The sequence below is a fragment of the Stenotrophomonas sp. STEN018 genome, from assembly GCF_056760235.1.
Genome location: NZ_JBRREK010000015.1, coordinates 1 through 25,510, shown reverse-complemented (window position 1 = coordinate 25,510; position 25,510 = coordinate 1). Strand labels below are relative to the sequence as shown.

Here is a 25,510-nt window from a genome sequence, read left to right as displayed (position 1 = left end):
GCTGTCAGTCTCGGTGCTGGCTCCAATCAAGTAGGGGATGCACGATGAAGAAGATGATGGCAGTGGCTGTTGTAGTGGCGCTGGGTATTGCGCCGGCAGCGCAGGCAGCGGGCAATATCGATTGCGAACTGCATTACAACCTGTCGGGTTGGTCGGCGTTCTACAAAACCTCCAGCGGCACCGGCACGATTACCTGTGACAACGGTGCCAGCATCCCGGTCAAGATCACCGCCAAAGGTGGTGGTTTGACAGTGGGGCGGACCACCATCACCGATGGCCGCGGCAAGTTCACCGGCGCGTATTCGCTCAACGACTTGTTGGGTACGTACGCGGCGGCTGAAGTGCATGCCAGTGCTTCGCGTGCTACTGATGCTCAGGCGATGACAAAGGGTGACATTTCGCTTGCTTTGGCTGGAACCGGCCGTGGCTGGAGCCTGGGTATTGGCTTCGGCAAGTTCGTAATCGAGCGTCGCTGATTTTTTTGTGGCGGTGAGTCTTAGAGCATAGGTCCGTCCTGATCCGCCCCTGTGGGGCACCCCCGCCTTCGCGAGGCAGGCCCTCTCTCCCGCTAGCGGGAGAAGGGAGTGCATAGAAGCAGCGGTGGCGCTCGCTGGGGCGTTTCGCGTGGCATCAACGAGGTATCGCGCGGCGATGGTGTCGAGCTGTCGCTGGTGGTCGTTGGCGACGAGTTGTTCACGTCAGCCCCTCAGGCTCCCCTTGTTGCGGCTCAGAACAACGCTGCTCACTACGCGTCCTACGCGTCGCATTCCGGCTCGGATCTGTTGAACCAGTACGAAGTTGCTCTCGAGGCCTACTAAGTCCGTCTGAAAGTCGTGGTGTTACATCTGCCGCGATGATGAAAAAAGCCCGACGCATAGCGTCGGGCTTTTTTGTTACCTCACTACTCAAGCCTGAGGCTTGAGAGTGGATTTATCAGGCGCCGCGCGGACCGCGGTTGCCACCGCCACCGGGACGACCGCCGCCACCCGGGCGGCCTGCGCCGCCTGGACGGTTGCCGCCCGGACGTGGGCCACCTGACGGACGACCACCCGGGCCGCCTGGGCCGCGGTTGCCGCCACTCGGGCGGCCGCCGGCCGGGCGTGCGCCGTACGGGCTGTAGCTCGGGGTGGCGTGATCGGAGGGGAAGCTCGGGGCATTGCCCGGGTGACCGTAAGGGTGCTTGCGTTGGCCCTGGCCTTGACCCTGGCTTGCGCCCTGGCCGCCGGCGCCTTGCGGACGACCCTGGCTGGGGCCGCCACGGCTGGCGCCTGGAGCGCCGCCCGGACGCGGCTTGCCGTAGGGGCGGGCCTGGCCGTCGGCGGCCGGGCCACGGCCCGGACCACGGTTGCCGCCCGGGCCGCGTGCTGCGCCCGGACCTGCATTGCGGTGGCCGCTCGGGCCGGTGCTGACACCGTCCGGCACATACCAGGTGCGGAACGCAGCCGGGTTGCCGTCCGGCAGGCTGCGGTCGCCAGCGGGCTTGCGCTGCTTGAACGGCTTCTGCGACTGCTTGGCTGCGGCTTCGCCGCTGACCGTCAGGCCGCCGCGGTAACCGCCGCCGCTGTTGCCGCCACGGCCACGGCCGCCGCGGTCTTCGCGCACGTTATCGAAGCGACGCAGTTCGCGGCCTTCGTCAGCGGTGTTGTGGCCGTTGACGTAGGCGTTGCCGCGGCCGCCTTCGCGGGACACGCGCAGGGTGGTCTTGACTGCCTTGCGCTGGCCGATCACCGGCTGCAGGGTCAGTGCAGAGGGGGTGCCTTCTTCCAGCTTCAGCTGGGCGCGCAGTGCGTCGACCTGCTGGGTGGTCAGTTCCACCGACTTGCCGCGCATCAGTTCACGCGGCAGCTCGATCTTGCCGTAGCGGGTGCGCTTCAGGCGGCTGACCTGGCAGCCCTGCGATTCCCACAGGCGGCGCACTTCGCGGTTGCGGCCTTCCTTGACGACCACGCGGAACCAGTCGTGCGAATCGGTGCCGCCAATGCGCTCGACTTCGTCGAACTTGGCGCCGCCGTCTTCCAGCAGCACGCCACGGCCGAGGCGCTCGATGATCTCGTCGGAGACCTTCTCTTCGCCTTCCGGTGCGCGCACACGCACCACGTACTCGCGCTCGACTTCGAACGACGGGTGCATCATCGCGTTGGCGAGTTCACCGTCGGTGGTAGCCAGCAGCAAGCCGGTGGTGTTGATGTCGAGGCGGCCGATGGCGATCCAGCGTGCGCCCTTCAACGGCGGCAGTGCTTCGAATACGGTCGGGCGGCCTTCGGGATCGTCACGCGTGGTGACTTCGCCTTCGGGCTTGTTGTAAATCAGTACGCGCGACGGGTCGGTCAGCGCGCTGGCAACGAAGCTGCGACCGTCGAGGTCGATCTTGTCGCCGCTCTTGATCGACATGCCGGTCTTGGCAACTTCGCCGTTGACCTTGACCAGGCCATCGGCGATGCGCTGTTCCAGCGCACGGCGCGAGCCCAGGCCGGCTTGCGCCAGCACCTTGTGCAGGCGCTCTTCGAGCTTGGGCTGCTGTTCGGTGTCGGCTTCGCGCTTGAGCGAGAGCTTGTTCAACGAAGGTTTACGGGGGGTGTCACTCATCTGTTTGGCTCCGGCCGGCGTTTTCCGCGTCGGCCTCTGGTTCGGAATCGGCTACATCAACAGCCACGGTCGTCGTCGCGACGGCGTTGTTTTCAGTTTGTTCCACTTCCGCCGCGCGCTCTCCCGGCGCGGCGTCGGGTTCGCCGGTGAAGGCGGTGTTGGGTGCGACTGCGTTCGAATCCGGGGATTCTGGCGTAGCCACGGGTGTGGGGTCGCTGTCGTTGGCGGCATCCAGGCCTTGCGGCGAGGCGGCACCAGCGGCAAGCGGGGCAGCTGGTTGGCCGTCGCCATCCAGCGGTAATTGCGGTTCCAGCTCGCCGATGTCACGCAGTTCGGACAGTGGCGGTAGTTCGTCCAGGCGCTTGAGCCCGAAGTAATCCAGAAAGCCCTTGGTGGTGCCGAACAGGGCCGGCTTGCCGGGCACGTCGCGGTGGCCGATGACCCGGATCCACTCGCGCTCTTCCAAGGCTTGAATGATGTTGCTGCTCACCGCCACGCCGCGCACCTGTTCAATCTCGCCACGGGTGATCGGCTGCCGGTAGGCGATCAAGGCCAGTGTTTCCAGGGTGGCACGGGTGTAGCGGGTCTTGCGCTCGGTCCATAGCCGCGACACCCAGCCGTGCACTTCGCTGGTGATCTGGTAGCGGTAGCCGGAGGCCACTTCCGTCAGTTCCACGCCGCGCCCTGCACAGCCTTCGCGCAGCAGTTCAAGCGCCCGCTCGATGCTGCCCGGCGGTGCTGGCGCATCCTCGGGGAACAGGCCCTGCAGCTGCGCCAAGGTGACCGGCTGGCTGGAAGCAAGCAGGGCACCTTCGACAATACGGTTGATCAGCGGTTGATCCATGCGTTGGGTCGGTTGCTCAGGCGGTGGTGTCAGCGTCATCGAACTCGCTGGAAAACTGCAGCGGTGCGTTGGTGTTGCCGGTGGCCAGGGACTTCACGTAAATCGGGGCGAGCGGGGCTTCCTGCACAAGATCCAGCAGTTGCTCCTTGGCCAGTTCCAATACCGCGAGGAAGGTGACCAGAACGCCGAGCTTGCCTTCTTCGGCGGTGAACAGGCTTTCAAAACGGTAGAACTTGTCGCCTTCCAGCAGACTGAGTACCTCGCCCATCCGCTGCCGCACGCTCAGCGCTTCGCGTTTGATCGCGTGGCCGCTGAACAGCTCGGCGCGCTTGAGTACATCGTGCAGCGCCAACAGCATTTCCTTCAGTTCCACCGGCGGCGGTGCCTTGACCAATACCCGCTCCGGCACGAAGGCGTGCGCCAGGCTGGTGTCGCGGTCCTGCCGGGGCAGGTCGTCGATATCTTCGGCAGCCTGCTTGAAACGTTCGTACTCCTGCAGGCGGCGTACCAGCTCGGCACGCGGATCTGCTTCATCACCTTCAATGCTGGGTGGGCGCGGCAACAACATGCGCGATTTCACTTCAGCAAGAATCGCCGCCATCACCAGGTATTCGGCCGCCAGTTCGAAGCGCAGCTCCTGCATGACGTTGATGTATTCCACGTACTGCTTGGTGATCTCGGCGACCGGGATATCCAGGATGTCCAGGTTCTGCCGGCGGATCAGGTAAAGCAGTAGATCCAGCGGGCCCTCGAAGGCGTCGAGAATGACTTCCAGGGCATCCGGTGGGATGTACAGATCCTGAGGAATCTGCAGTACCGGCTGGCCATGCACCATCGCCAGCGGCATTTCCTGCTGCTGAGGTAAGGGATGCTGCGCTGGCGGGTTCGCGTCGTGCGCGAGTTCGGAAGTCATCAGGTCGACATTCGGGGTATTGCGAACTGTGCACACCCCGGGTTCCCGCCCGAGAGGATTCCAGCCCTGTATTACGAGCTACTCGCGCTTGTTCTGCGCGCTTCCACATATGAACAACAAGACGCGCCGCAGGATCAGCGGTAGCGTCATTACGAGGAGGTCGTCTACGCGGTACGGGAAGTGATGTGCTGCGGTGGTTGGGTGGCAGGTCTGGGCCTGCCACCGCACCGAGCGGCTACTGGCCGACTGCGTGCAATGGACTAAAGAGTAATCGCCCGGGCAGGGCGCTGTCCAGCCTTGTGACGCTAGACTTGGCATCCTTCCATTCAGCAGACAAGCGGAGAAAGGCCAGTGTGGTACGTAATTGAGGGCTATGACGGAGCGGATGTACTGGCGGCGCGGCTGCAGGCGCGGGCGGCGCACCTGGCGCGATTGCAGACATTGCATGACCAGGGGCGACTTCTTTTGGCCGGTCCCTGTCCTGCGATTGACGCGGAAGACCCCGGCCCGGCCGGTTTCAGTGGCAGCGTGGTGATTGCCAGCTTTGAGGACCTGGTTGCCGCGAGGGCCTGGGCCGATGCTGATCCGTATGTGGCAGCCGGCGTCTATGCGCGTGTGGAAGTGCGCCCGTTCCGCAAGGTGCTGCCATGAGCCGGGTCGAACGGATCCAGGCCGCCCTGCAGGCCGCTTTTGCGCCCCTGCAACTGGAAGTGAAGGATGACAGCCACCGTCACGCCGGTCATGCCGGCGCCCGCGATGGGCGCGGCCACTTCAAGGTCATGGTGGTCAGCGATGCCTTCGCCGGCAAGGCGCCGCTTGCCCGGCATCGGGCGGTGTACGCCGCACTCGGTGAGATGATGGAGACAGATATCCACGCGCTGTCGATCAAGGCGCTGACGCCGCAGGAACTGGGCGAGGCAGGTTGAACGGGATGGGGCGCTGCGGGGCTTCCGCCAGAGCTGCCGGGACAGGCGTTGTCCAGATAGGTCAAATTGAGCTAACGAACGGTTTACAAGTACAGTTGAAAACGTTTACAGTCCGCCCGACCCTGTACTGCGGTGGGTAGGTCAGTGGCGAAGTCGGCAATAACGATCAAGGATGTTGCCCGTGAGGCGAATGTCTCCGTCGCAACCGTGTCGCGCGCCCTCAACGGCCATGACAACGTCGCCGCGCCGGTCCGCAAACTGGTGTTGGAAGTAGCCAGCCGGCTGCGTTACACCCCGCATGCGGCCGCCCGCAGCCTGAGCAGCCGCAGTACCCAGACAGTCGGTGTGGTGCTTCCCGACCTGTACGGCGAGTTCTTTTCTGAGTTGATGCGAGGCATTGACGGCGTCGCCAGCGCCCATCGTCGGCATCTGCTTGTGTCCAGCTACCACGGTGACCAGCAGCAACAAGGTTCGGTATTGCAGGCGATGCGCGGACGCGTTGATGGTCTGCTGGTGCTGTCGCCTTATGCCGGCGATTCCGATTTCCTGGTCGACAATCTGCCGCCTGCGCTGCCTACGGTATTGATCAATACGCCTTTGGCCGATTCGCAGTACCCGGTCTTCAGCATCGATGATTATTCCGGTGCACTGAGCATGACCCGGCATTTGCTTGAAGGTGGGCATCGCCGTATCGCCTTCATCGGCGGGCCGGAACACAACCATGACGCACAACAACGGCTGCTCGGTTTCCGCGAGGCGATGGCGGCATTTGATGGAAAAGCAGAAGCCATCGAACTGTCAGGCAACTTCGACGAGGCCTCCGGTCACCAGGCCGGATTGGCGCTGCTGGCGGGTTCTGAGCTGCCCGATGCGGTGTTCGCCGCCAACGACATGATGGCTTTGGGGTGCTTGTATGCGTTCTCGCAGGCAGGCGTGCAAGTGCCTGCGCAAGTGGCGTTGGCAGGCTTTGACGACATTCCATTGGCGCGCTTTGTTCACCCTGCGTTGACAACGATGCAGGTCAGCATCGCCGAGTTGGGCGAGCGGGCGATGCTGCACCTGGTGCAGATGATCGATAGCGGGCAGGCGCAGACAGCACCTGGCGTAACGCTGGTTCCGACCCTGGTCGTACGCGACTCCACTGCCGCCAACGACTTCCCTTGACCCGGCGATAGACCGGGACAGCTGCTCACAGACACATTCCTTGCGGCCTATGCCGTCGCTTCGGGAGAGGTAAAGAATGAACAACAAAGCTCGTAAGTTTCCACATACACGCAAACTGTTAAGCAGCGCGCTTGCTGCTTGCCTGTTGCTGGGCGCGGCACCTGTGTTCGCGCAGAGCACCAGCGCGACCATCCGTGGTCAGGTGACGGCTGACGCGGCCCCCGCCGCGCAGGCGCAGATCACCGCTACCAATATCGCCACCGGCCTGACCCGCAGCGTGCAGAGCACCGGCACTGGCAGCTATTCGTTGGCCGGCCTGCCGCCGGGTACCTACAAAGTGGACGTCAAAGCCGGTGGCAAGAGCAGCAGCCAGAACATCACCGTGGCCGTGGGCCAGACCGCGACAGTGAACCTGGGTGTGGGCGGTGTGGCAGAAAGCGGCGGTGGTTCGGCTACCACGCTGGATGCGGTGCAGGTAACGGCGCAGGCGCCGATCGAAACCAAGACTTCGGAAATCGCCACCTACATCACTCCGCAGCAGATCCAGGCCTTGCCGCAGGGCACGCGCAACTTCCTGGCGTTTGCCGACACCGTGCCTGGCATGGCGTTCGAGCAGAACCCTGCCAATGGTTCAACCAAGCTGCGTGGTGGCGTGCAGAGCGCCAACAACGTCAACGTCTACATCGACGGTGTGGGCCAGAAAAACTACGTCACCCAAGGCGGCATCACCGGTCAGGACGCAAGTCGCGGCAATCCGTTCCCGCAGCTGGCCATCGGTGAATACAAGGTCATCACCTCGAACTACAAGGCCGAGTATGACCAGATCAGCTCCGCGGCGGTGACTGCGGTGACCAAGTCCGGTACCAATGAATTCAAGGGCTCGTTCTTCTGGGATTACACCAATCAGGATTGGCGCGCGCCGCGCGAGAGTGAGAAGAACGGCGTCGGCAAGACCCGTTCCGGCGAGAAACAGTACGGCGCCAGCTTCGGCGGCCCGATCGTGCAGGACAAGGCGCACTTCTTCGTTACCTATGAAGGCAAGGAATACAACGCACCGCAGGACTTGAAGCCCGGTGAGGGGCGGCTGCCCAGCGACCTGCCGCAGGCCTGGCGTGACCAGCTTGGCGCCACCGCAACGCCATTCAAGGAAGACCTGTACTTCGGCAAGCTGGATTGGTCGGTGAACGATGCCAACCTGCTCGAATTCACCTACAAGCGCCGCGAGGAAAGCGAGATCGGCAACGTTGGCGGCCAGAGTGCGCGCAGCTACGGCACTGATACCGGCGTGACCGAGGATCGCTACGACCTGCGTTGGCAATACTCCAGTACCAACTGGCTCAGTGACTCGCACCTGACTTACGAAAAAGCATTCTGGACCAAGGCGCCGGTCAACTTTGGCAACGGCAGTGTGCTGACCGACGGCAGTGGCGATGACGGCAAGCAGATCTACCGCATCGGTGCCGGTGAAGGCGGCCTGCAGGACAAGGGGCAGAAGGGCTGGTCGTTCCAGAACGACACCACCTTCTTCGGCTGGGAGGGGCACACGCTCAAGTTCGGTGTGAAGTACAAACAGGTTGATCTCGACACCATCGAGCAGCAGCCGTACAACCCGCAGTTCTACTACGACATCAACCAAGGCGGCGTCGTTCCTTACTTCGTGCGCTTTGGCAGCCCGGCTGTCGGTACCGACGGCGGCGCGGTTACCTCCAAGAACAAGCAGTTCGGCATCTACATCCAGGATGACTGGGATGTCACTGATCGCCTGACCTTGAACCTGGGCCTGCGTTGGGACTACGAGAAGACCCCGTCGTATCTGGACTTTGCCACTGCGCCGGATGTGCTGGCCTCGCTGGCCAGCCAGGATCCCAACGCCGCGGCTGGGCAGACCTATGCGCAGACGCTGGCGTTGGGGGGCATCGACGTCAACCGTTACATCAGCACCGGCAATAATCGCAAGCCGTTCAAGAATGCCATCCAGCCGCGTCTGGGTTTCTCCTATGACCTCAGCGGCGATGAGCGGCTGGTGTTGTTCGGCGGTGTCGGTCGCTCCTACGACCGCAATCTGTTCGACTACCTGCAGCTGGAACGCAGCAAGGCCTCGTTCCCGACCCGCCGCTTCAAGATCAACTCGCCCGGGCATGCCTGTGCGGTGGGTGGCGACTGTCTGGACTGGAATCCGCAGTTGCTTGACCGCGATTACCTGATGTCGCTGATCGATTCGACCGAGGCAGGTCGCGAAGTGTGGATGTTCGACAACAAGTTGAAGACCCCGTACTCCGACCAGTTCAGCCTAGGCATCCGCAGCAGTTTCAACATGGGCGGGCAGGATTGGAACAGTTCGGCCACCATCCAGCACACCCGTTACAAGGATGGCTTGCTGATCTCGCGTGGCAACCGTTATGCCGATGGCGGCGTTTTTGCTCCCAACGGCAGCCCGTGGAACGCGCCGGGCCTGCCAGGTCTCGGTGCGCTGATCGTTGCCACCAACGGCTTCGAGTCCAAGAACACGGCATTGCTGCTGAGCTTGGACAAGCCGTATACGGCTGAAAGCCCGTGGAACCTCAACGTGGCCTACACCTTGACCGATGCCAAGCAGAACATTCACGAGAAGGACCCGGTGTATGGCTGGTACTTCCAGCAGGGTGGTTGGTTCGATGGTGCCTGGGCACCGAAACACCGCCTGGTGGTCAGCGGCTTCACCGATCTGCCGTGGGGCATCAGCGCGTCTGGCAAGCTGACCCTTGCCAGCAAGATCAAGCGCTGGGATATCGACGGAACCGACGCCTACGGTGGCTACGAGCGCCCGCACAGCTGGGAGGCGAGTGGTAGTGCGTTCAAGCAGTTCGACATGTCGTTGACCAAGACCTGGGATACCGGCACCGACCTGAAGCTCAAGGTCCGTGCCGACATCATCAATGTCTTCAACTGGACCAACTGGGGCGGTTACGGCATCAACTGGAATACCGGCGTGGTCAATAGTTGGGACCAGTACGCCACCCGTACCTTCAAGTTGTCATTTGGTCTGGATTGGTAAGTGCCAACGTCCCGGCCGGCTTATAGTCGGCCGGGACGTTTCCTATATGCAGTACGCCTTCGCCACGTGAGTGTGGTGCTATGTTTTCGAGATGGATGTCGCCTTGAGCAAGTCACGTACCCCGCAGTTGTTGGCCTGTGTCCTCGCCGGTATCGGGCTGGCGTTGTTGGGGGGCTGTGGCAAAGCGCCGGAGCCGCCGATGCCTAAGGTATTGCCGCAGGTGATCCTGATCGAGGCGGACCTGCCGCCGAGGCCGATGAAGCCGGAACTGCCGCCGCTGTTCGATGACATCGAGCGACGCACCTTCCAGTTCTTCTGGGACACCACCAACGAGCAGAACGGGCTTACTCCTGATCGCTATCCGTCGCGGCCGTTCGCCAGCATCGCTTCGGTGGGATTCGCATTGACCTCGTATCCGATCGGTATCGAGAACGGCTGGGTCAGTCGCAATCAGGCGGTGGATCGCACCTTGCTGACGCTGAAGTTCTTCCGCGATCTGCCAAGTGGCCCGCAGCGCACCGGCAAGGCGGGTTACAAGGGCTTCTACTACCATTTTCTGGACATGCACGAGGGCCGTCGTTACGACAGCTGGGTGGAACTGTCCAGCGTGGATACAGCGCTGTTGCTGATGGGTGTGCTGTTTGCACAGAGTTACTACGACAAGGATGATCCGCGCGAGAAAGAGATCCGGCAGATAGCCGATACGATCTACAAGCGGGTGGATTGGCAGTGGCTGCAACGCAACAAGCCGTTGGTGTCGATGGGCTGGTTCCCGGAGAGCGGCTTCATCCAGCATGATTGGATGGGCTACAACGAGGCGATGATGCTGTACGTGCTCGCGTTGGGCTCGCCGACCCATCCGGTCGAGCCGGATGCATGGACGGTATGGACACGCACCTATGACAACGATTGGGGTGTGTACCAAGGGCAGGAGTACCTGTCGTTTGGGCCGCTGTTCGGCCACCAGTACAGCCACGTCTGGATCGACTTCCGCGATATCCAGGACCCGTACATGCGTGAACGCGGCATCGACTATTTTCTCAATAGCCGGCGCGCAACCTTGGCCCAGCGCGAGTATGCGATCGAGAACCCGATGCAGTGGAAGGACTATGGCGAAAATGTCTGGGGTCTGACCGCTGGCGATGGTCCGCAGAACACCACCCAGGAATACAAGGGTGAGCAACGCCAGTTCCGCCATTACTCCTCGCGTGGCGCGGGTTTGCGGGAGAACTTTGACGACGGCACCATCGTGCCTTCGGCAGCTATTTCTTCATTGCCATTCGCCCCGGAAGTCGTGATTCCAACCACGGTGGAGATGCACAAGCGCTATGGCGACTATCTGTATTCCAGCTATGGCTTCCTGGATTCGTTCAACCCCAGTTTCAACTACGACATCCCGCTCAAGACTGGCCGGCTGATCCCGGACCGTGGTTGGGTGGCCAGTGATTACATCGCCATCGACCAAGGGCCGATTTTGGCCGGCATCGCCAACTACCGGAACGAATTCGTCTGGAACGTGATGAAGACCAATCCTTATATTCGCAAGGGCTTGGAGCGGGCTGGGTTCACCGGCGGTTGGTTGGCGCCTGAGGACAGCTTCCAGCCGTTGCAGAAGGACGAGCAGGCAGCGTCGGCGCGGGCATCGGGTATTGCCGAGTCGCGCGCCGCGGCTGCAGCCGAGCAGAAGGCGGCCAGCCAGCAACCGGCGACGCCGCCGGTAAAAAAACAGTGATGCGCAACCAATGATGCGCGCGCTGGGCATGCTGTTGCTGTTGCTGCTCGCAGGCTGCGCCAAGCCAGAGCAGGGCACCACCTTGCGGTTCTGGGCGATGGGCCGTGAGGCTGAGGTGGTTGGCGAGCTGGTACGTGAGTTCGAGGCGGAAAACCCGGGCATTCGTGTTGATGTGCAAAGCATTCCGTGGACGGCGGCGCACGAGAAGCTGTTGACCGCTTATGCGGCTGATGGCTTGCCCGATGTCTGTCAGCTCGGCAACACCTGGATCGCCGAGTTCGCCACCTTGCAGACACTGACACCGCTGCAACCACTGGTTGACGCCTCCACGGTCATTGATCGGCACGACTACTTTCCCGGCATCTGGGATACCAATGTCGTCGATGGTCAATTGGTTGGTATTCCTTGGTACGTGGATACACGGCTGCTGTTCTATCGCAAGGATCTATTGCGTCAGGCCGGTTACTCGCAACCGCCGAAGACCTGGGCCGAATGGGAACAGATGAACGCGGCGCTGAAGAAGATCATGGGCACGCGTGGCTACCCGGTGCTGATGCCCTTGAACGAATTCGAGCCGCAGCTGTCGTTCGCGCTGCAGCAGGAGGATTCGCTGTTGCGCGATGGCGATACCCGCGGCAACTTCGGCAGCCCCGGTTTCCGTCGCACCTTGGCCTTCTACGACAATATGTTCGAGCAGGGCTGGGCGCCGAAGATGTCCGAGACCCAGATATCCAATGTCTGGGATGAGTTCTTCCGTGGCTTCACCGCGTTCTATCTGTCGGGCCCGTGGAACATCCGCGAGTTTCGTCAGCGCCAGCCAGCCAGCATGGAAGGTGAGTGGGGCACTACGCCGTTACCCGGTCCCAACGGCCCCGGCACGGGTATTGCCGGCGGCACCAGCCTGGTGGTGTTCCGTTCCTCGCAGAAGAAAGAGGCGGCGTGGAAGCTGATCGAGTTCCTGTCGCGTCCTGCCATCCAGCAACGCTTCTACAAAATCATTGGTGATCTTCCGCCGCGGCGCAGTGCTTGGGATTCGCCGGAGCTTCGCGACGATCCGCTGACCGCCGCGTTCGCGGACCAGCTGGAGCGGGTCAAGCCCACACCAAAGGTTTTGGAGTGGGAGCGCATCGCCCAGCAGATGCGGGTGGTTACCGAGCAGGTGGTACGTGGCGGCTTGCCGCAGGACAAGGCGGTAGGTCAGTTGGATCAGCAGGTGGACGATATCCTCGCCAAGCGCCGCTGGATCGTCGAGCAGCAGGCTGCTGCGGCTGCGAAGGCGGCGCCATGAAGCGCGGCTCGCTGGCTGGCTGGATCTTTGCCGCACCGGCGCTGATCGTGATCGGTGTGTTCTTTGGCTTGCCGGTGTTGTCGGCGCTGGCCTTGAGCCTGACCGACTTCGATCTCTATGCCTTGGCTGATCCGCACAACCTGCGCTTCGCCGGCCTTGGTAATTACATCGACCTGCTGCAGACGCCGATGTTCTGGAAATCGCTGGGAAATACCGCGTACTTCGTGGTGGCCGGCGTGCCCTTGTCGATAGGTGTTTCGTTGGGTGCTGCGCTGTTGCTCAACGCTCCGGCCTCGCGCTTCAAGGCTCTGTTCCGCACCGCATTGTTCGCGCCAGTGGTGACTACCTTGGTGGCGGTGGCGGTGATCTGGCGTTATCTGTTCCACACCCGCTACGGGCTGGTGAACTGGGGGCTGGGCCAGATCGGCATCAATCCGATCGACTGGCTCGGCGACCCGAACTGGGCGATGCCGACCATCATTGGTTTCGCGGTGTGGAAGAACTTCGGCTACAACATGGTGATCTTCCTGGCCGGTCTGCAGGCGATTCCCAAGGACCTGTACGAGGCGGCGCGCATTGACGGCGCTTCGCGGTGGCAGCAGTTCCTGCATATCACCTTGCCAATGCTGGGGCCGGTACTGCTGGTGGTCGGTGTGATCACCGTTTCCGGGTATTTTCAGTTGTTTGCCGAGCCCTATGTGATGACCCGTGGCGATCCGCTGCAAAGTACCGTGAGCGTGCTGTACTTCATGTTCGAGGAAGGCTTCAAGTGGTGGAACCTGGGGCGTGCCTCGGCCGTGGCCTTCCTGTTGTTCCTGATCATCCTGGCGGTGACTACGTTGATGTTGCGCTTCGGCAAGCGTAGGGAGCTGGTATGAGCCGCGAGATTGGTCAGTCGCGTTGGCATGCGTGGTGGGTGAACGGTGGGCTGTTGTTGCTGGCGGTGATTAGCCTGGCGCCGTTGGCGTGGATGCTGTCGGTGTCGTTCATGCCCAGCGGGCAGGCATCGCAGTTCCCTCCACCGCTGCTGCCAGCGCATACCACGCTGGCCAACTACCAGGCCTTGTTTGCCCGCACCGGCATGGGCAACAACTTCGTCAACAGCTTGCTGGTCTCGATTGCGATCACCTTGGGTTCGCTGCTGTTCAATACCTTGGCTGGGTATGCCTTTGCCAAGCTGCGTTTCGCCGGCAGCGAGCGGCTGTTCCAGATGTTGTTGGCCGCGTTGGTCATTCCTGCGCAGGTAGCGATGCTGCCGCTATTCCTGCTGATGAAGCAGATGGGCTTGGTGAATACCTTTGGTGGTGTAGTGATTCCGGCCTTGGCCAGCGTGTTCGGCATCTTCCTGGTACGTCAGTACGCGCGCTCGATTCCCGATGAGTTGCTGGAAGCGGCGCGTATCGATGGAGCCAGTGAGGCGCGGATCTTCTTCCAGATCGTGCTGCCGATGCTCAAGCCAGTGCTGGTGACCTTGGCGATCTTCACCTTCATGGGCGCATGGAACGATTTCATGTGGCCGTTGATCGTGTTGACCGACCAGGAGCACTACACCTTGCCGGTGGCAATGGCCAGTTTGTCGCGCGAGCACATCATGGATGTGGAAATGATGATGGCCGGCGCGGTGGTGACGGTGTTGCCGGTACTGTTGTTGTTCCTGGTGCTGCAGCGTTACTACATCCAGGGCCTGTTGCTTGGCAGCGTCAAGGGCTGAGTTGCAGCGGTGAAGCACGGGGTCTTGATGCGCCCGCGATGCCGCACTTCCATACGTAACATACCGCCGCGAATGGCGCTGATCTTTGCGAAAATCCAGCAGGTATTGCTGGTGGTGAATTGGAACTCTGGTGATGAATATGCGTTATGTGATCGGCCTGCTGGGTTTGCTGTTGGCGTGGGTGCAACCGGCCAGCGCCGCCGTGCTCACCAAGTTTGACGATATTGCGGCGTGGCAGCTGATCACCTCGCCGCAGGTGAGTGGCTCCTTGCGGCCGGTGGCCGGCAACAACGGGCGTGCGCTGTGCCTGGACTATGACTTTCATGAAGTCTCCGGCTATGTTGGCATCCGCCGCGCGCTGGACGTGACCTGGCCGGAGAACTACCAACTGTCCTTCGATCTGCGTGGCGATTCGCCGGCCAACGACCTGCAGTTCAAGCTGGTAGACGCCAGTGGCGACAACGTCTGGTGGGTCAATCGTCCCGGTTTCAATTTCCCCAAGAACTGGACGCGCATCAGTTATCGCAAGCGGCATATCGAGAAGGCCTGGGGCCCGGACCAGGACAAGACCCTGCGCCGCAGCGCAGCGGTGGAATTCACCATCTACAGCAAGGTCGGCGGCCGCGGCACGGTGTGCTTTGACCAGCTGACCCTGCAGCCGCTGCCGAAGGAAGACAACTCGGCGCTGACCACCACGGTGATCGCCGATACCGCGACTGCGCTGCAGCAGCGCATCGCCGACGGCAAGCCGGATACCTTGTGGATCAGCGGCGGGGTAAAGCAGCAGACGGTCAGCCTGGACCTGGGCAAGGTGCGCGAGTTCGGCGGCGCGGTCGTGCAATGGGCGCCCGGTCTGGAAGCGAGCCGTTACGTGGTACGCGCGTCCGCCGATGGGCGTGACTGGAAGACGCTGCGTGAAGTCACCAGCGGTACTGGTGGCAAGGATTGGTTGGCACTGCCGGAGACCGAGGCGCGCTACCTGCGCTTTGATCTGGTCGATGGCCCCAACTGGCGCTACGGCATCCGTGATATCAGCCTCAAGCCCTTGTCGTTTGCCAATACGCCGAATGATTTCGTCCGCTCCGTTGCAGCTGATCTGCCGCGCGGTTCCTTGCCGCGTGGCTTCAGTGGCGAGCAACCGTACTGGACCATCCTGGGCCTGGACGGCGGCCGCGAGCAGGCGCTGATCAGCGAGGACGGCGCACTGGAAGCGATGAAGGGTGGCTTCAGTATCGAGCCGTTTGTGGTGCTCGATGGCAAGGTGCTTGGTTGGGCCGAGGTGAAGTCCAGCCAGAGTCTGCAGGACGGTTATCTGCCGATGCCGTCGGTGGCCTGGCAGCACGATCAGTTTGGTTTGAACGTGAGCGGTTTCGTCCAGGGCCGGCCGGAGCAGGCGCAGCTGGTGGCGCGCTACGAGCTGCGCAATACCGACAAGGTTGCGCACGAGTACCGATTGGCGCTTGCGGTGCGGCCATTCCAGGTCAATCCGCCCAGCCAGTTCCTCAATACCGTCGGCGGCGTCAGTCGCATCGACAATCTGGCCATGCAGAACGCGCGGATCAGCGTCAACGGCCAGCCACGGGTCTATGCCACCTCACCGGCTGATGCCAGTTTCGCCAGCAGCTTCGACAGCAAGCTGGATGTCACCCATCTGGCTGACAAGGACTTGCCGGCTACGCAGGAGGTTCGCGACGCCACCGGCTTGGCGTCGGGTGCCTTGGTCTATAGCTGGAAACTGGAGCCGGGCCAGCGCCGTGAAGTAGTGCTGGTGCTGCCGCAGACAGGCAATTGGCAGATGCCGGCCAAGTTCGATGCCGACAAAGCGCAGCAACAGGTCGCCACGATGTGGCGGCAGAAGTTGGACGAGCTCAAGCTGCGCGTGCCTGAGGCGGGCCAGCCGTTGGCCAATACGCTGCGCACCGCGCTCGCACATATGCTGATCTCGCGGGTTGGGCCGAGCCTGCAGCCGGGCACGCGTTCCTATGCACGCAGCTGGATCCGCGACGGCGCGATGATCTCGGAGGGCTTGTTGCGGATGGGACGCGCCGATGCAGTGCGTCAGTACGTCGACTGGTATGCGCCGTATCAGTTTGAAAGCGGCATGGTGCCGTGCTGTGTGGACGCGCGTGGCAGCGACCCGGTGCCGGAGAACGACAGCCACGGCGAACTGATCTACACCATTGCCGAGTACTGGCGACATACCGGTGACACCGCCTTCCTGCAGCAGATGTGGCCGCACGTGCAGAAGGCGTGGAACTACATGGAGCAACTGCGCCTGAGTGAGCGTACCGAGGCCAACCGCGAGCGCAATGCCGGCTTCTACGGAATGATGCCGGCTTCGATCAGTCACGAAGGCTATTCGGCCAAGCCGGTGCATTCGTACTGGGACAACTTCTGGGCGCTGCGCGGTTACAAGGACGCAGCAGATATGGCAGCTGCTTTGGGTCTGGAAGCCGAAGCACTGACCATGGCCGCGTCGCGCGATCAGTTCCGCCAGGACCTGGATGAATCACTGCGTGCGGCGATGGCGGCGCACAAGATCGACTATCTGCCCGGCTCGGTGGAGCTGGGTGACTTCGATGCCACCTCGACCACGATTGCCTTGGCGCCGGGGGGCGAGCAGGGCAGGTTGCCGCAGCCGGCCTTGGACAATACCTTCGAGCGCTATTGGCAGCACTTCGTCGAGCGTCGTGACGGCAAACGCCAATGGAAGGACTACACACCATACGAGTGGCGCAATGTGAGCGCCTTCGTGCGCCTGGGCTGGCGTGCGCGGGCCTGGGAGGCGACCGAATTCTTCTTCAAGGACCGTGCGCCGCCTGCCTGGAACCAGTGGGCCGAGGTGGTGTCTTCCACGCCGCGCCAGCCATTCTTTGTCGGCGACCTGCCACATGCCTGGGTGGCGTCGGATTTCGTTCGTTCGGCCTTGGACATGTTTGCCTATGAGCGCGATGTGGACGGGCCGATCGTGTTGGCTGCTGGTGTGCCCAGTGCCTGGCTGACCGGTAAGGGCATCGCCATCGAGGACTTGAATACCTCGCACGGCACCTTGAGCTACGCGCTGCAACGCAGTGACAAGCAGCTGACCTTGCAGGTGTCTGAAGGACTGCGTTTGCCGGCTGCGGGGCTGTTGCTGCAGTGGCCTTATGAAGGCACGCCGGGGGAAGCGACCATCAATGGCGAACCGGCACAGTGGCTGGGCAATGAACTGCATATCAGCAGCCTGCCAGCCAAGGCCGAAATCGAGATTCCTGCTGAGCTGCGCCGCAGTGAGCGCAGCAAGCGCTGAAAGATAAAAACTGCGCCTCGAATACCGAGGCGCAGGCCAGTCGACGAGAGGGAGAGGAAGAACTTCCGTCGGATCTGAGAAAAAGAAACCACCATGCTCCCGTTGGCTTGCGGCCAATGGCTGGGAGCAAAGATGTAGTGCCGAGCCATGCTCGGCAGGGGCTTTCCCGGAAAATGCTTGTAGGAGCGGCGTAAGCCGCGAAGCTGATATTGCTTGCAGATCATGCATAAAACGGCATCCACTTCCTGGTCGGAACCTTGGGAAGCGGATGCGGGTGGTTTCGATGCTGCCGGTTTCGCGGCTTACGCCGCTCCCACGAAAAGACGGCGATGAATCAGCCGGCGCGAGCCTGCTTGACGATGGCTGCGGCAGCGGCGGCGGACTTTTTCACTTCGTCCCATTGGCCGTTGCGGATCCAGCTGTCCTGCACCATCCACGAGCCGCCGATGCAGACCACGTTTTTCTGCGACAGATAGTCGCCTGCGGTGGCTTCGGTGATGCCGCCGGTGGGGCAGAGCTTTAGTTCCGGGATCGGACCGGCAACACCCTTGATCATCGCCAGCCCGCCAACGGCGGTGGCCGGGAACAGTTTGCAGACGCGGAAGCCGCGCGCAACCAGTTCCAGCAGTTCAGTCGGTGAAGCGGCACCCGGGACTACCGGCAGCGGCGCGGCAGCCAGGGCATCGGCCATGTGCGCTGGCGTGCCCGGGGTGACAATGAAATCGGCACCGGCATCGATCGAGCGCTGCATCTGCTCGACAGTCAGTACCGTGCCGGCACCTACCACCACATCCGGCAGTTCGCGTTTGAGCATGGCCAGTGCTTCCATCGCCACCGGCGTGCGCAGGGTCAGTTCAATCGCGGGCAGGCCGCCTTCGAGCAGGGCGGCACTGACGGCGCGCGCCTGATCGAGGGTGTGCACGGTAACGACCGGCAGGATGCCAGCGGCGCTCAGCAGCTGCTCGGCGCGGTCCTGATATTGGGCAATGCTCATAGTGTCCTCATTGATTACGTGTTCGCGAATCTCTAATCCAGACTCGCGAATCTCAGGCGTCGTTGGCTTCGTGCGGGGCGGCGGCAGCAGCGTGGTCGTGGCCGAGTTCGTACTCGGCGTCGTAGTCCCACAGGCTGCCGTCGGGACGGGCCGGGCCGCAGGAGATCGAAATCGCGCCCTGATCGGCCGGGCCGACGATGCGGCGGTTCATCGCGAACAGGTTGCGGCCCATGTCCGAGCCTGCCGGTGCGGTGTTGGCGGCAATACCGCGCGCTGCCCATTCGGCGGCATCGACCAGCACTTCCAGCGTGCCAGCTTCGCCGTCCAGGCGAATGATGTCGCCTTCGCGGATGCGTGCGATCGGGCCGCCGCGCGAGGCTTCCGGAGTAACGTGGATGGCGGCCGGAATCTTGCCGGAGGCACCCGACAGGCGGCCATCGGTGACCAGCGCGACGCGTCGGCCCTGGTTCTGCAGCAGGCCCAGCAGCGGTGCCAGCGAATGCAGTTCCGGCATGCCGTTCGAGCGCGGGCCCTGATAGCGGACCACGGCGACGAAATCCTGCGGCAGGACGCCAGCGGCATGCAGTTTGTTGAGGATCTGCGGTGCGTCGACGACCACGGCCGGGGCTTCGATCGTGCGGTATTGCGGCTTCACCGCCGACAGCTTGATCAGCGAACGGCCAATATTGCCGCGCAGCAGGCGCAGGCCGCCCTGGGCCTCGAACGGATTGGAGGCAGGACGTACCACTTCGTCGTCACCGCTGAGTTCAGCGGCGGGAACATAGGTGACCTTGCCGTCGGTGAGGCGCGGTTCCTGGGCGAAGGCGCGCATGCCACCTTCGGCAATGGTGGTCGCATCGGCGTGCATCAGGCCAGCGTCCATCAGCTCACGGAACACGAAGCCGGGGCCGCCGGCCGCTGCAAAGCGGTTCACGTCGGCTTCGCCGTTCGGGTAGACGCGGGCCAGCAGCGGCACGATCTGCGACAGCTCGTCCATGTCGTCCCAGGTCAACACGATGCCGGCGGCACGCGCGACTGCGATCCAGTGGATGGTGTGGTTGGTGGAGCCGCCAGTGGCCATCAGTGCGACCACGGCGTTGACGATTGCACGCTCGTCAATCACGCGGCCGAAGGGGCGAAAGTCATTGCCCAGCGCGCTGATTTCCAATACGCGCGCAGTGGCGGCGCGGGTAAGGGCATCGCGCAACGGCAGTTCCGGGTTGACGAACGAGGCACCAGGCAGCTGCACGCCCATTGCTTCGAGCAATACCTGGTTGGAATTGGCGGTGCCGTAGAAGGTGCAGGTGCCCGGGCCGTGGTACGAGGCCGATTCGGCTTCCAGCAGTTCTTCGCGGCTGGCTTCGCCGGCGGCATAGCGCTCGCGGACTTCGGCCTTCTTCTTGTTCGGAATGCCCGGGGTCATCGGCCCGGCCGGTACGAACACCGCCGGCAGGTGACCAAAGGCGAGGGCGCCGATCAGCAGGCCGGGCACGATCTTGTCGCATACGCCCAGATAGATGGTGGCGTCGAACATGTCATGGCTGAGGCCAATTGCCGTTGCCTGGGCAATCACGTCGCGCGAGAACAGCGACAGCTCCATGCCGCCACGGCCCTGGGTAACGCCGTCGCACATCGCAGGCACTGCGCCGGCTACCTGCGCGGTCGCGCCCAGCTCACGGGCAGCGTCGCGGATCAGCTCCGGGTAGTTCTCGAACGGCTGGTGCGCCGACAACATGTCGTTGTACGAAGTGATGATGCCCAGGTTGGGCGTCACGTCGCCACGCAGGCGGTCTTTGTCGGTTGGGCCACAGGCGGCATAGGCGTGGGCCAGGTTGCCGCAGCTCAGGCGTGAGCGGAACGGGCCTTCGCGCAGTGCGGCGTCAATCCCGGCCAGATAAGCCGCGCGCGACGGGGCGCTGCGCTGGCGGATGCGATCGGTGATGGCTTGGATTTTCGGATGCATGGCTCTATGGCTGGAATGAGGAGGAGGGTGCAGCAAGCAGAGCGGTGGGCTTCGGGTTCTGGTGGTTCGAAAAATTCCGCCTGCAGCTGATGGGAGCTGCGGGCGAGGTCCATTCCATGTTCCCGATGCGCTACTCCCCGCTCAAGGGCACCAATGCACGCGCAGCTTGTTGCCGGGCGCATTGATCGCAGCAAGGATCGGGTAGGTATGCACGTCGCCGGATGCAAGTGCGGCTTCGAGCACCTCAAGCTTTTGCTTGCCACGCAGCAGCAGCAGGCGCTGATTGGCCAAAGCCAACCCGTGCGGGGTCAAGGTGATGCGCAAGGACCAGTGTTTGGCGACCGGGCAGCCGGTGGCATCCAATGCCGCATAAGGGTGCTTGCTCTGCAGTACCTGCGGCAGATCGGGTGAGCCCGGGAACAACGAGGCGGTATGGCCGTCGTTGCCCATGCCCAGCACCACCAGACAGGCCGGCTGCGAATGGGTGGCGAGCAGATTGGCGGTGTGCACGCATTCGGCGATGGGCAGGCCAACCCGCACCAGCGGATCAAAATGCGCACCCTCGGCATGGCGCAGGAAGCTGTCGCGTACCAGCCAGGCGTTGCTATCCTTGTCCTGTGGCGAGAGCCAGCGTTCGTCGGCCAAGCCAACTTCAACCCGCGCCCACTCCAGGCCTTGGTCGGACAATAGTTCGTAGATGGGAGCCGGCGTGGTACCGCCGGATAGCAGCATGCGGGCGCGCCCGCGCTGCTCGATTTCCGCGCTCAACAGCGCTGCCATTTCCTTGGCGACACCTTCGGTCCAGGCCTCTTCGTCAGCATGGCGGACAAGTGTGATGCGGTCGGAAACAGCGGCGTTCATGCGGTAACTCCAGAGTTGGCGCGCTGCATGTCCAGCGCGTAAGCGGCGGCACCAAGCAGCCCGGGGCAGGGATGGACGATGGCCATTGAAGGAATCTGCGACATGGTCGCGGCAAACCGGCCCTTGCTTTCAAAACGTTGGCGGAAGCCGGAATGCTGCAGCTGCTGCAGCAGGCGCGGGACCAGCCCGCCGGTCAGGAATACGCCGTCCCAGGCGCCTTGCACCAGCACCGCGTCACCGGCGACGGCGCCGAATATTTCAAGAAAGACTTCAACTGCACGGCTGGCCAGTACATCGCCTTCGGCAGCGCGTGCGCTGACGTCGGCCGGTTGCAACAGGCCCGGATCGGTACCCGCCATCTCGCAGATGGCGCGATGGATGTTGACCAGGCCTGGGCCGCAGACCAGGCGCTCATTGGAAACCCGGCCGAACTGTGCCGAGAGGATTTCCAGAATGCGGATCTGTTCCGGCGAGTTCGGTGCAAAACCGGCATGGCCACCTTCGGTAGCCAGCGGGTAATTGCGACCGTCACGCACCACCAAACCACCAACACCCAGACCGGTGCCGGGGCCGAGCACGCAGTAGTTGCGCGATTCGCCTTCTGCGGCGGGTTGCCAGCCTGCGCCGCCGACCTGCACCACATCGTCAACACCGAGCAGGGCAATCGACATGGCCTGGGCGACGAAGTCGTTGATCAGGTGCAGCTGCTCGAAACCCAGCTGCTCGGCGGTGCGCGAACGCGAGATCACCCACGGATGATTGGTGATACGTGCTTCGTCACCGTCGACCCGGCCGGCTACCGCGAACACGCCGCTGGTGGCGCTCGCACCACGTTGCTGCAGGTAGTGCGCGGCGGCATCGGCCAGTGACGCGAACTGCGCCACCGGGTATTCGTCGATGCTGCTCTGATCCAGTGGGATGGCAGCGGAGCGGTCGGCCAGCGCGAAGCGCGCGTTGGTGCCACCAATATCCGCTACCAGTACCAGGTCAGGGCTGGGGCTCACAGCCCCTGCTCCGGGCCGGCATCGGCGGCTATGGATTCGGGCAGGAAGTCCTGCGCCAGTCGCGGGCCCCAGCCGCCGGCCGGGTAGGGTTCCATCGGCAGGTCGGCGGCCTTCCAGGCATCGCTGACGCTGTCGATCCAGGCCCAGGCGGCACGCACTTCATCATCGCGTACGAACAGTGCGTGGTTGCCGTTGAATGCGTCCAGGAACAGGCGCTCGTAGGCGATGCGGCGGTGCAGGCCGGTGGGAACCGACAGTTCCAGTTCCAGCGGCTGCAGTTCCAGCGCGCCCCATTCCGGGCCGGCCAGCGAGCTCATCAAGCCGAGCTGGATGTTCTCCTGCGGCTGCAGCTGGAAGGTCAGGCGGTTGGGGGTGGCGTTCTTGCGGTCGGGGCGCTCGAACAGCCAATGCGTCACCGGCTTGAGGTTGACCTCGATGCGGGTGGTGCGCTCGGGCAGACGCTTGCCGGTAACCAGATGGAACGGCACACCGGCCCAGCGCCAGTTGTCGATATGCGCGGTGACGCCGACAAAGGTTTCGGCCTCGCTGCCTTCCGGCGGCTGATAGGCCTGCGCCGGCTGACCGTTGATGGTGCCGGCGGTGTAGCGGCCACGCACGCTGTCCTTGGCTGCGTGCTTGGCGTCGAGCGGGCGCAGGGCGCGCAGCACCTTGACCTTCTCATCGCGGATGCGGTCGGCTTCCAGCGATGCCGGCGGCTCCATTGCCACCAGGCACAGCAGCTGCAGGATATGGCTCTGCACCATGTCGCGCAGGGCGCCGGAGCGCGAGTAATAGGAGTCACGGCCATCCACGCCGTCGCTTTCGGCAACCAGGATGTGCACCGAGGCGATGTAGTTACGGTTCCACACCGCTTCCAGCAAGGTGTTGCCGAAGCGCAGCGCCATCAGGTTCTGTACCGGCGCCTTGCCCAGATAATGATCCAGGCGGAACACGCGGTCTTCGTCGATCAGCTTGCCAATCGATTGCAGGATCTCCTCGGCGCTGTCGCTGTCCGAGCCGATCGGCTTCTCCAGCATCAGCCGGTTCGGTGCAGCCAAGGCGCCGCCCAGTGCCAGGCCTTCGCAGGTGGAGATGTACAGGCCCGGCGGGATCGCCAGATAGCTGACGCACCTGCGGTGCACCAGGTCCTTGACGGCCTCGGCGACGGACTCGGCATTGCGCAGGTCCACCGAGCGGTAGTCGATGCGGTTGAGCAGGTTGCCGATGTCATCCTGGCTGGCATGCGGCATGGCTGCTTCCAGGCGCGGACGCAGCAGGTCGCGGAATTTTTCGGTGTCATGCGGCGACAAGGCCAGCGCACGCACGCGGAAATCTTCAGGAAGTAGGCCGTCGCCGAGCAGGCGTAGCAGGGACGGGAACAGATAACGCTGGGCCAGATCGCCTGTGGCACCGAACAGGAAGAGGGTGTCGTGCATTGCACGAGTTTCGGGTGCGGATGACATCGTTGTCAATTGTTCGTCTTCAAGGCCTGCGCCGCGATTGGGACGTCCGCGTCCATCGGCGCGAGGGGGCGGGCGTGGGCAACCTGTGCTTGTGCAATGCAGCATGCCGCGAAGGCGGAAGCAGGTCCGTGCAGCGGAGCGCAGGTGCCGTGTAATAGCGACTGTGATGGTGCCATATGAATATGCTTACCGTGCACAATGTTTCGGATGTATACGATTGCAGGAAACTGTTCTGTCGTTGTAACGCAAGTGTTCCCCGGCTCCAGGTTTCGACTCGCAACGAGGTAGTGATGGCCAAGGTTCAATTCGACGGTGTGCGCAAGGTGTATGACAACGGTCAGGTCGCCGTGGCCGGGGCCAGTTTCGATATCGCCGATGGCGAGCTGATGGTGCTGGTGGGGCCATCGGGTTGTGGCAAGTCCACACTGCTGCGAATGGTGGCCGGGCTTGAGGAGATCAGTGCTGGCAGCCTGCGTATCGACGAGCGGGTGGTCAATGACGTCGCGCCGAAAGATCGGGACATCGCCATGGTGTTCCAGAACTACGCGCTCTACCCGCATATGACGGTGGCCGAAAACCTGGGCTTTGGCTTGAAGTTGCGCGGGCATGACAAGGCCGAGGTGCAGCGCCGTGTGCAGGAGGCTGCCGATTCGTTGGGGCTGACCTCGATGCTGGACAAGCTGCCGCGGGCGATGTCGGGTGGCCAGCGTCAGCGCGTGGCGCTGGGGCGTGCACTGGTGCGTGAGCCGGCGGTGTTCCTGCTGGATGAGCCGCTGTCCAATCTGGATGCAAAGCTACGGCATTCGGTGCGCACCGAGATTGCGCAGCTGCATCGCAAGCTCGGCACCACGATGATCTATGTCACCCATGACCAGGTCGAGGCGATGACGCTGGGGCAACGCATCGTTGTGCTCAGCGAAGGCGTCATCCAGCAGATCGATACACCGATGGCGCTGTATGACAGGCCGGTCAATCTGTTTGTAGCGGGCTTTCTAGGTAGCCCAGCGATGAATATGCTGCGCGGTCAGTTGCGGCGCGATGCGACGAATGTAGCTGTGCTGCAGTTGGACGAGGGTGTCGACGTGACGTTCGGCGCTGTGTCACTGGATGCAGAATGGTTTGGCAAGCCACTGGTGGTTGGGGTGCGGCCTGAGCATCTGCAGCCGGGCAGTGGTGCGGCGGCGTTCAATGCGCGCATCGAAGGGCTGGAGCCGGTTGGTAACGAAATTTTCGTCAATCTGCGCTATGGCGAGCAGGCGCTGATCATGCGGGTGCCGCCGCAGCAGCTGCCGCAGGTTGGGCAGGAGATAGCAGTTGAAGTGAACGCATCGAAGCTGCACTTTTTCGAAGCGGACAGTGGCAGTCGTATCGAAACCGGAACCTGACCGGTAGTGCCGAGCCATGCTCGGCAGAGGCCTTACCAGAAATGCCATGTAGTGCCGAGCCATGCTCGACAGAGGCTCTATCGGTAACACCCCAGCCGAGCATGGCTCGGCTCTGCGCTCTTGCTCCCTCCCTTTGCCGCAGGCAAGGGGAGGGCTGGGGAGGGTAGCGTTCGATACGATCTGATGCAGTTGTGGCTTCGCGGCTTACGCCGCTCCTACACCAGTTGGCCGGCAACGCCTTTGTAGTGTCGCGGCCAGCTCGGGCGCGGGGTTTGGGGGTAAGCCCCATTGCGCGCCGGGGGGGGGGCCGCCGGGGGGGAGCGGGGGCGGCCCTGCACGTGGGGGGGGGGGGG

General features: G+C 63.0%; 20 protein-coding genes. 12 read left to right on the top strand and 8 right to left on the bottom strand.

Going from position 1 to position 25,510, the window contains the following annotated elements; translation table 11 throughout:
* The first annotated feature begins 44 nt into the window (after nt 1-44).
* Both ACVOMB_RS07995 and ACVOMB_RS07990 read left to right on the top strand, forming a co-directional pair.
* A complete protein-coding gene (locus ACVOMB_RS07995) occupies nt 45-476 on the top strand; it encodes a hypothetical protein (protein WP_481530675.1) in 432 nt (143 codons plus the stop codon).
* 108 nt (nt 477-584) lie between these two features.
* Nucleotides 585-818 carry a hypothetical protein gene (locus ACVOMB_RS07990; protein WP_481530674.1) on the top strand — a complete coding sequence of 78 codons (234 nt, stop codon included), beginning with the start codon at nt 585-587 and terminating at the stop codon, nt 816-818.
* A 115-nt stretch (nt 819-933) separates the two neighbouring features.
* Here ACVOMB_RS07990 and ACVOMB_RS07985 read toward each other — a convergent pair whose 3' ends face one another.
* The 3 genes from ACVOMB_RS07985 to ACVOMB_RS07975 are packed head-to-tail and all read right to left on the bottom strand — an operon-like array spanning nt 934 to nt 4,343.
* Nucleotides 934-2,586, bottom strand: a complete 1,653-nt coding sequence (locus ACVOMB_RS07985) for a pseudouridine synthase (protein WP_481530673.1) — start codon at nt 2,584-2,586, stop codon at nt 934-936.
* On the bottom strand, nt 2,579-3,430 hold the full coding sequence (scpB, locus tag ACVOMB_RS07980) for an SMC-Scp complex subunit ScpB (protein ID WP_481530672.1): 852 nt from the start codon (nt 3,428-3,430) through the stop codon (nt 2,579-2,581). The genes ACVOMB_RS07985 and scpB overlap by 8 nt, the downstream gene beginning before the upstream one ends.
* Nucleotides 3,431-3,446: 16 nt before the next feature.
* Nucleotides 3,447-4,343 carry a segregation and condensation protein A gene (locus tag ACVOMB_RS07975; RefSeq protein ID WP_481530671.1) on the bottom strand — a complete coding sequence of 299 codons (897 nt, stop codon included), beginning with the start codon at nt 4,341-4,343 and terminating at the stop codon, nt 3,447-3,449.
* A 351-nt stretch (nt 4,344-4,694) separates the two neighbouring features.
* On the opposite strand from ACVOMB_RS07975, the gene ACVOMB_RS07970 reads away from it, so the two are divergent.
* The 9 genes from ACVOMB_RS07970 to ACVOMB_RS07930 all read left to right on the top strand — a co-directional run bounded on the left by ACVOMB_RS07970 (nt 4,695) and on the right by ACVOMB_RS07930 (nt 17,487).
* Nucleotides 4,695-4,994: a YciI family protein gene (locus ACVOMB_RS07970; protein WP_481530670.1), complete on the top strand. Its 300-nt coding sequence runs from the start codon at nt 4,695-4,697 to the stop codon at nt 4,992-4,994.
* Complete coding sequence (locus ACVOMB_RS07965) at nt 4,991-5,269, top strand: BolA family protein (RefSeq protein WP_481530669.1); 279 nt, start codon at nt 4,991-4,993, stop codon at nt 5,267-5,269. Before ACVOMB_RS07970 ends, ACVOMB_RS07965 begins: the two co-directional genes overlap by 4 nt.
* A gap of 144 nt (nt 5,270-5,413) precedes the next feature.
* Nucleotides 5,414-6,433, top strand: coding sequence for a LacI family DNA-binding transcriptional regulator (locus ACVOMB_RS07960; RefSeq protein ID WP_481530668.1), 1,020 nt, complete (start codon nt 5,414-5,416; stop codon nt 6,431-6,433).
* A gap of 76 nt (nt 6,434-6,509) precedes the next feature.
* A complete protein-coding gene (locus tag ACVOMB_RS07955; RefSeq protein WP_481530667.1) occupies nt 6,510-9,467 on the top strand; it encodes a TonB-dependent receptor in 2,958 nt (985 codons plus the stop codon).
* 157 nt (nt 9,468-9,624) lie between these two features.
* Nucleotides 9,625-11,199, top strand: coding sequence for a glucoamylase family protein (locus tag ACVOMB_RS07950; protein ID WP_481530724.1), 1,575 nt, complete (start codon nt 9,625-9,627; stop codon nt 11,197-11,199).
* A 13-nt stretch (nt 11,200-11,212) separates the two neighbouring features.
* Entirely contained in the window at nt 11,213-12,487 is a 1,275-nt protein-coding gene (locus ACVOMB_RS07945) for a sugar ABC transporter substrate-binding protein (RefSeq protein ID WP_481530666.1), read from the top strand.
* The gene (locus tag ACVOMB_RS07940; RefSeq protein WP_481530665.1) at nt 12,484-13,365 is read left to right on the top strand and encodes a carbohydrate ABC transporter permease; all 882 of its coding nucleotides are present in this window, start codon (nt 12,484-12,486) and stop codon (nt 13,363-13,365) included. Before ACVOMB_RS07945 ends, ACVOMB_RS07940 begins: the two co-directional genes overlap by 4 nt.
* Nucleotides 13,362-14,198 (top strand): carbohydrate ABC transporter permease, encoded by an 837-nt coding sequence (locus tag ACVOMB_RS07935; protein ID WP_481530664.1) that lies wholly within the window; start codon nt 13,362-13,364, stop codon nt 14,196-14,198. The genes ACVOMB_RS07940 and ACVOMB_RS07935 overlap by 4 nt, the downstream gene beginning before the upstream one ends.
* 139 nt (nt 14,199-14,337) lie before the next feature.
* A complete protein-coding gene (locus tag ACVOMB_RS07930; protein WP_481530723.1) occupies nt 14,338-17,487 on the top strand; it encodes a discoidin domain-containing protein in 3,150 nt (1,049 codons plus the stop codon).
* A 334-nt stretch (nt 17,488-17,821) separates the two neighbouring features.
* Here the strand turns inward: ACVOMB_RS07930 and eda are convergent, their stop codons facing one another.
* From eda to zwf, 5 genes are all read right to left on the bottom strand, one after another.
* On the bottom strand, nt 17,822-18,481 hold the full coding sequence (gene eda, locus ACVOMB_RS07925) for a bifunctional 4-hydroxy-2-oxoglutarate aldolase/2-dehydro-3-deoxy-phosphogluconate aldolase (RefSeq protein WP_481530663.1): 660 nt from the start codon (nt 18,479-18,481) through the stop codon (nt 17,822-17,824).
* 52 nt (nt 18,482-18,533) lie between these two features.
* Complete coding sequence (gene edd, locus ACVOMB_RS07920) at nt 18,534-20,444, bottom strand: phosphogluconate dehydratase (RefSeq protein WP_481530662.1); 1,911 nt, start codon at nt 20,442-20,444, stop codon at nt 18,534-18,536.
* Between the two features lie 141 nt (nt 20,445-20,585).
* The gene (pgl, locus tag ACVOMB_RS07915) at nt 20,586-21,305 is read right to left on the bottom strand and encodes a 6-phosphogluconolactonase (RefSeq protein WP_481530661.1); all 720 of its coding nucleotides are present in this window, start codon (nt 21,303-21,305) and stop codon (nt 20,586-20,588) included.
* Nucleotides 21,302-22,309, bottom strand: coding sequence for a glucokinase (glk, locus tag ACVOMB_RS07910; protein WP_481530660.1), 1,008 nt, complete (start codon nt 22,307-22,309; stop codon nt 21,302-21,304). The genes pgl and glk overlap by 4 nt, the downstream gene beginning before the upstream one ends.
* The gene (gene zwf / locus ACVOMB_RS07905) at nt 22,306-23,877 is read right to left on the bottom strand and encodes a glucose-6-phosphate dehydrogenase (RefSeq protein ID WP_481530659.1); all 1,572 of its coding nucleotides are present in this window, start codon (nt 23,875-23,877) and stop codon (nt 22,306-22,308) included. Before zwf ends, glk begins: the two co-directional genes overlap by 4 nt.
* A 185-nt stretch (nt 23,878-24,062) precedes the next feature.
* On the opposite strand from zwf, the gene ACVOMB_RS07900 reads away from it, so the two are divergent.
* Complete coding sequence (locus ACVOMB_RS07900; protein WP_481530658.1) at nt 24,063-25,157, top strand: ABC transporter ATP-binding protein; 1,095 nt, start codon at nt 24,063-24,065, stop codon at nt 25,155-25,157.
* Nucleotides 25,158-25,510 lie beyond the last annotated feature (353 nt).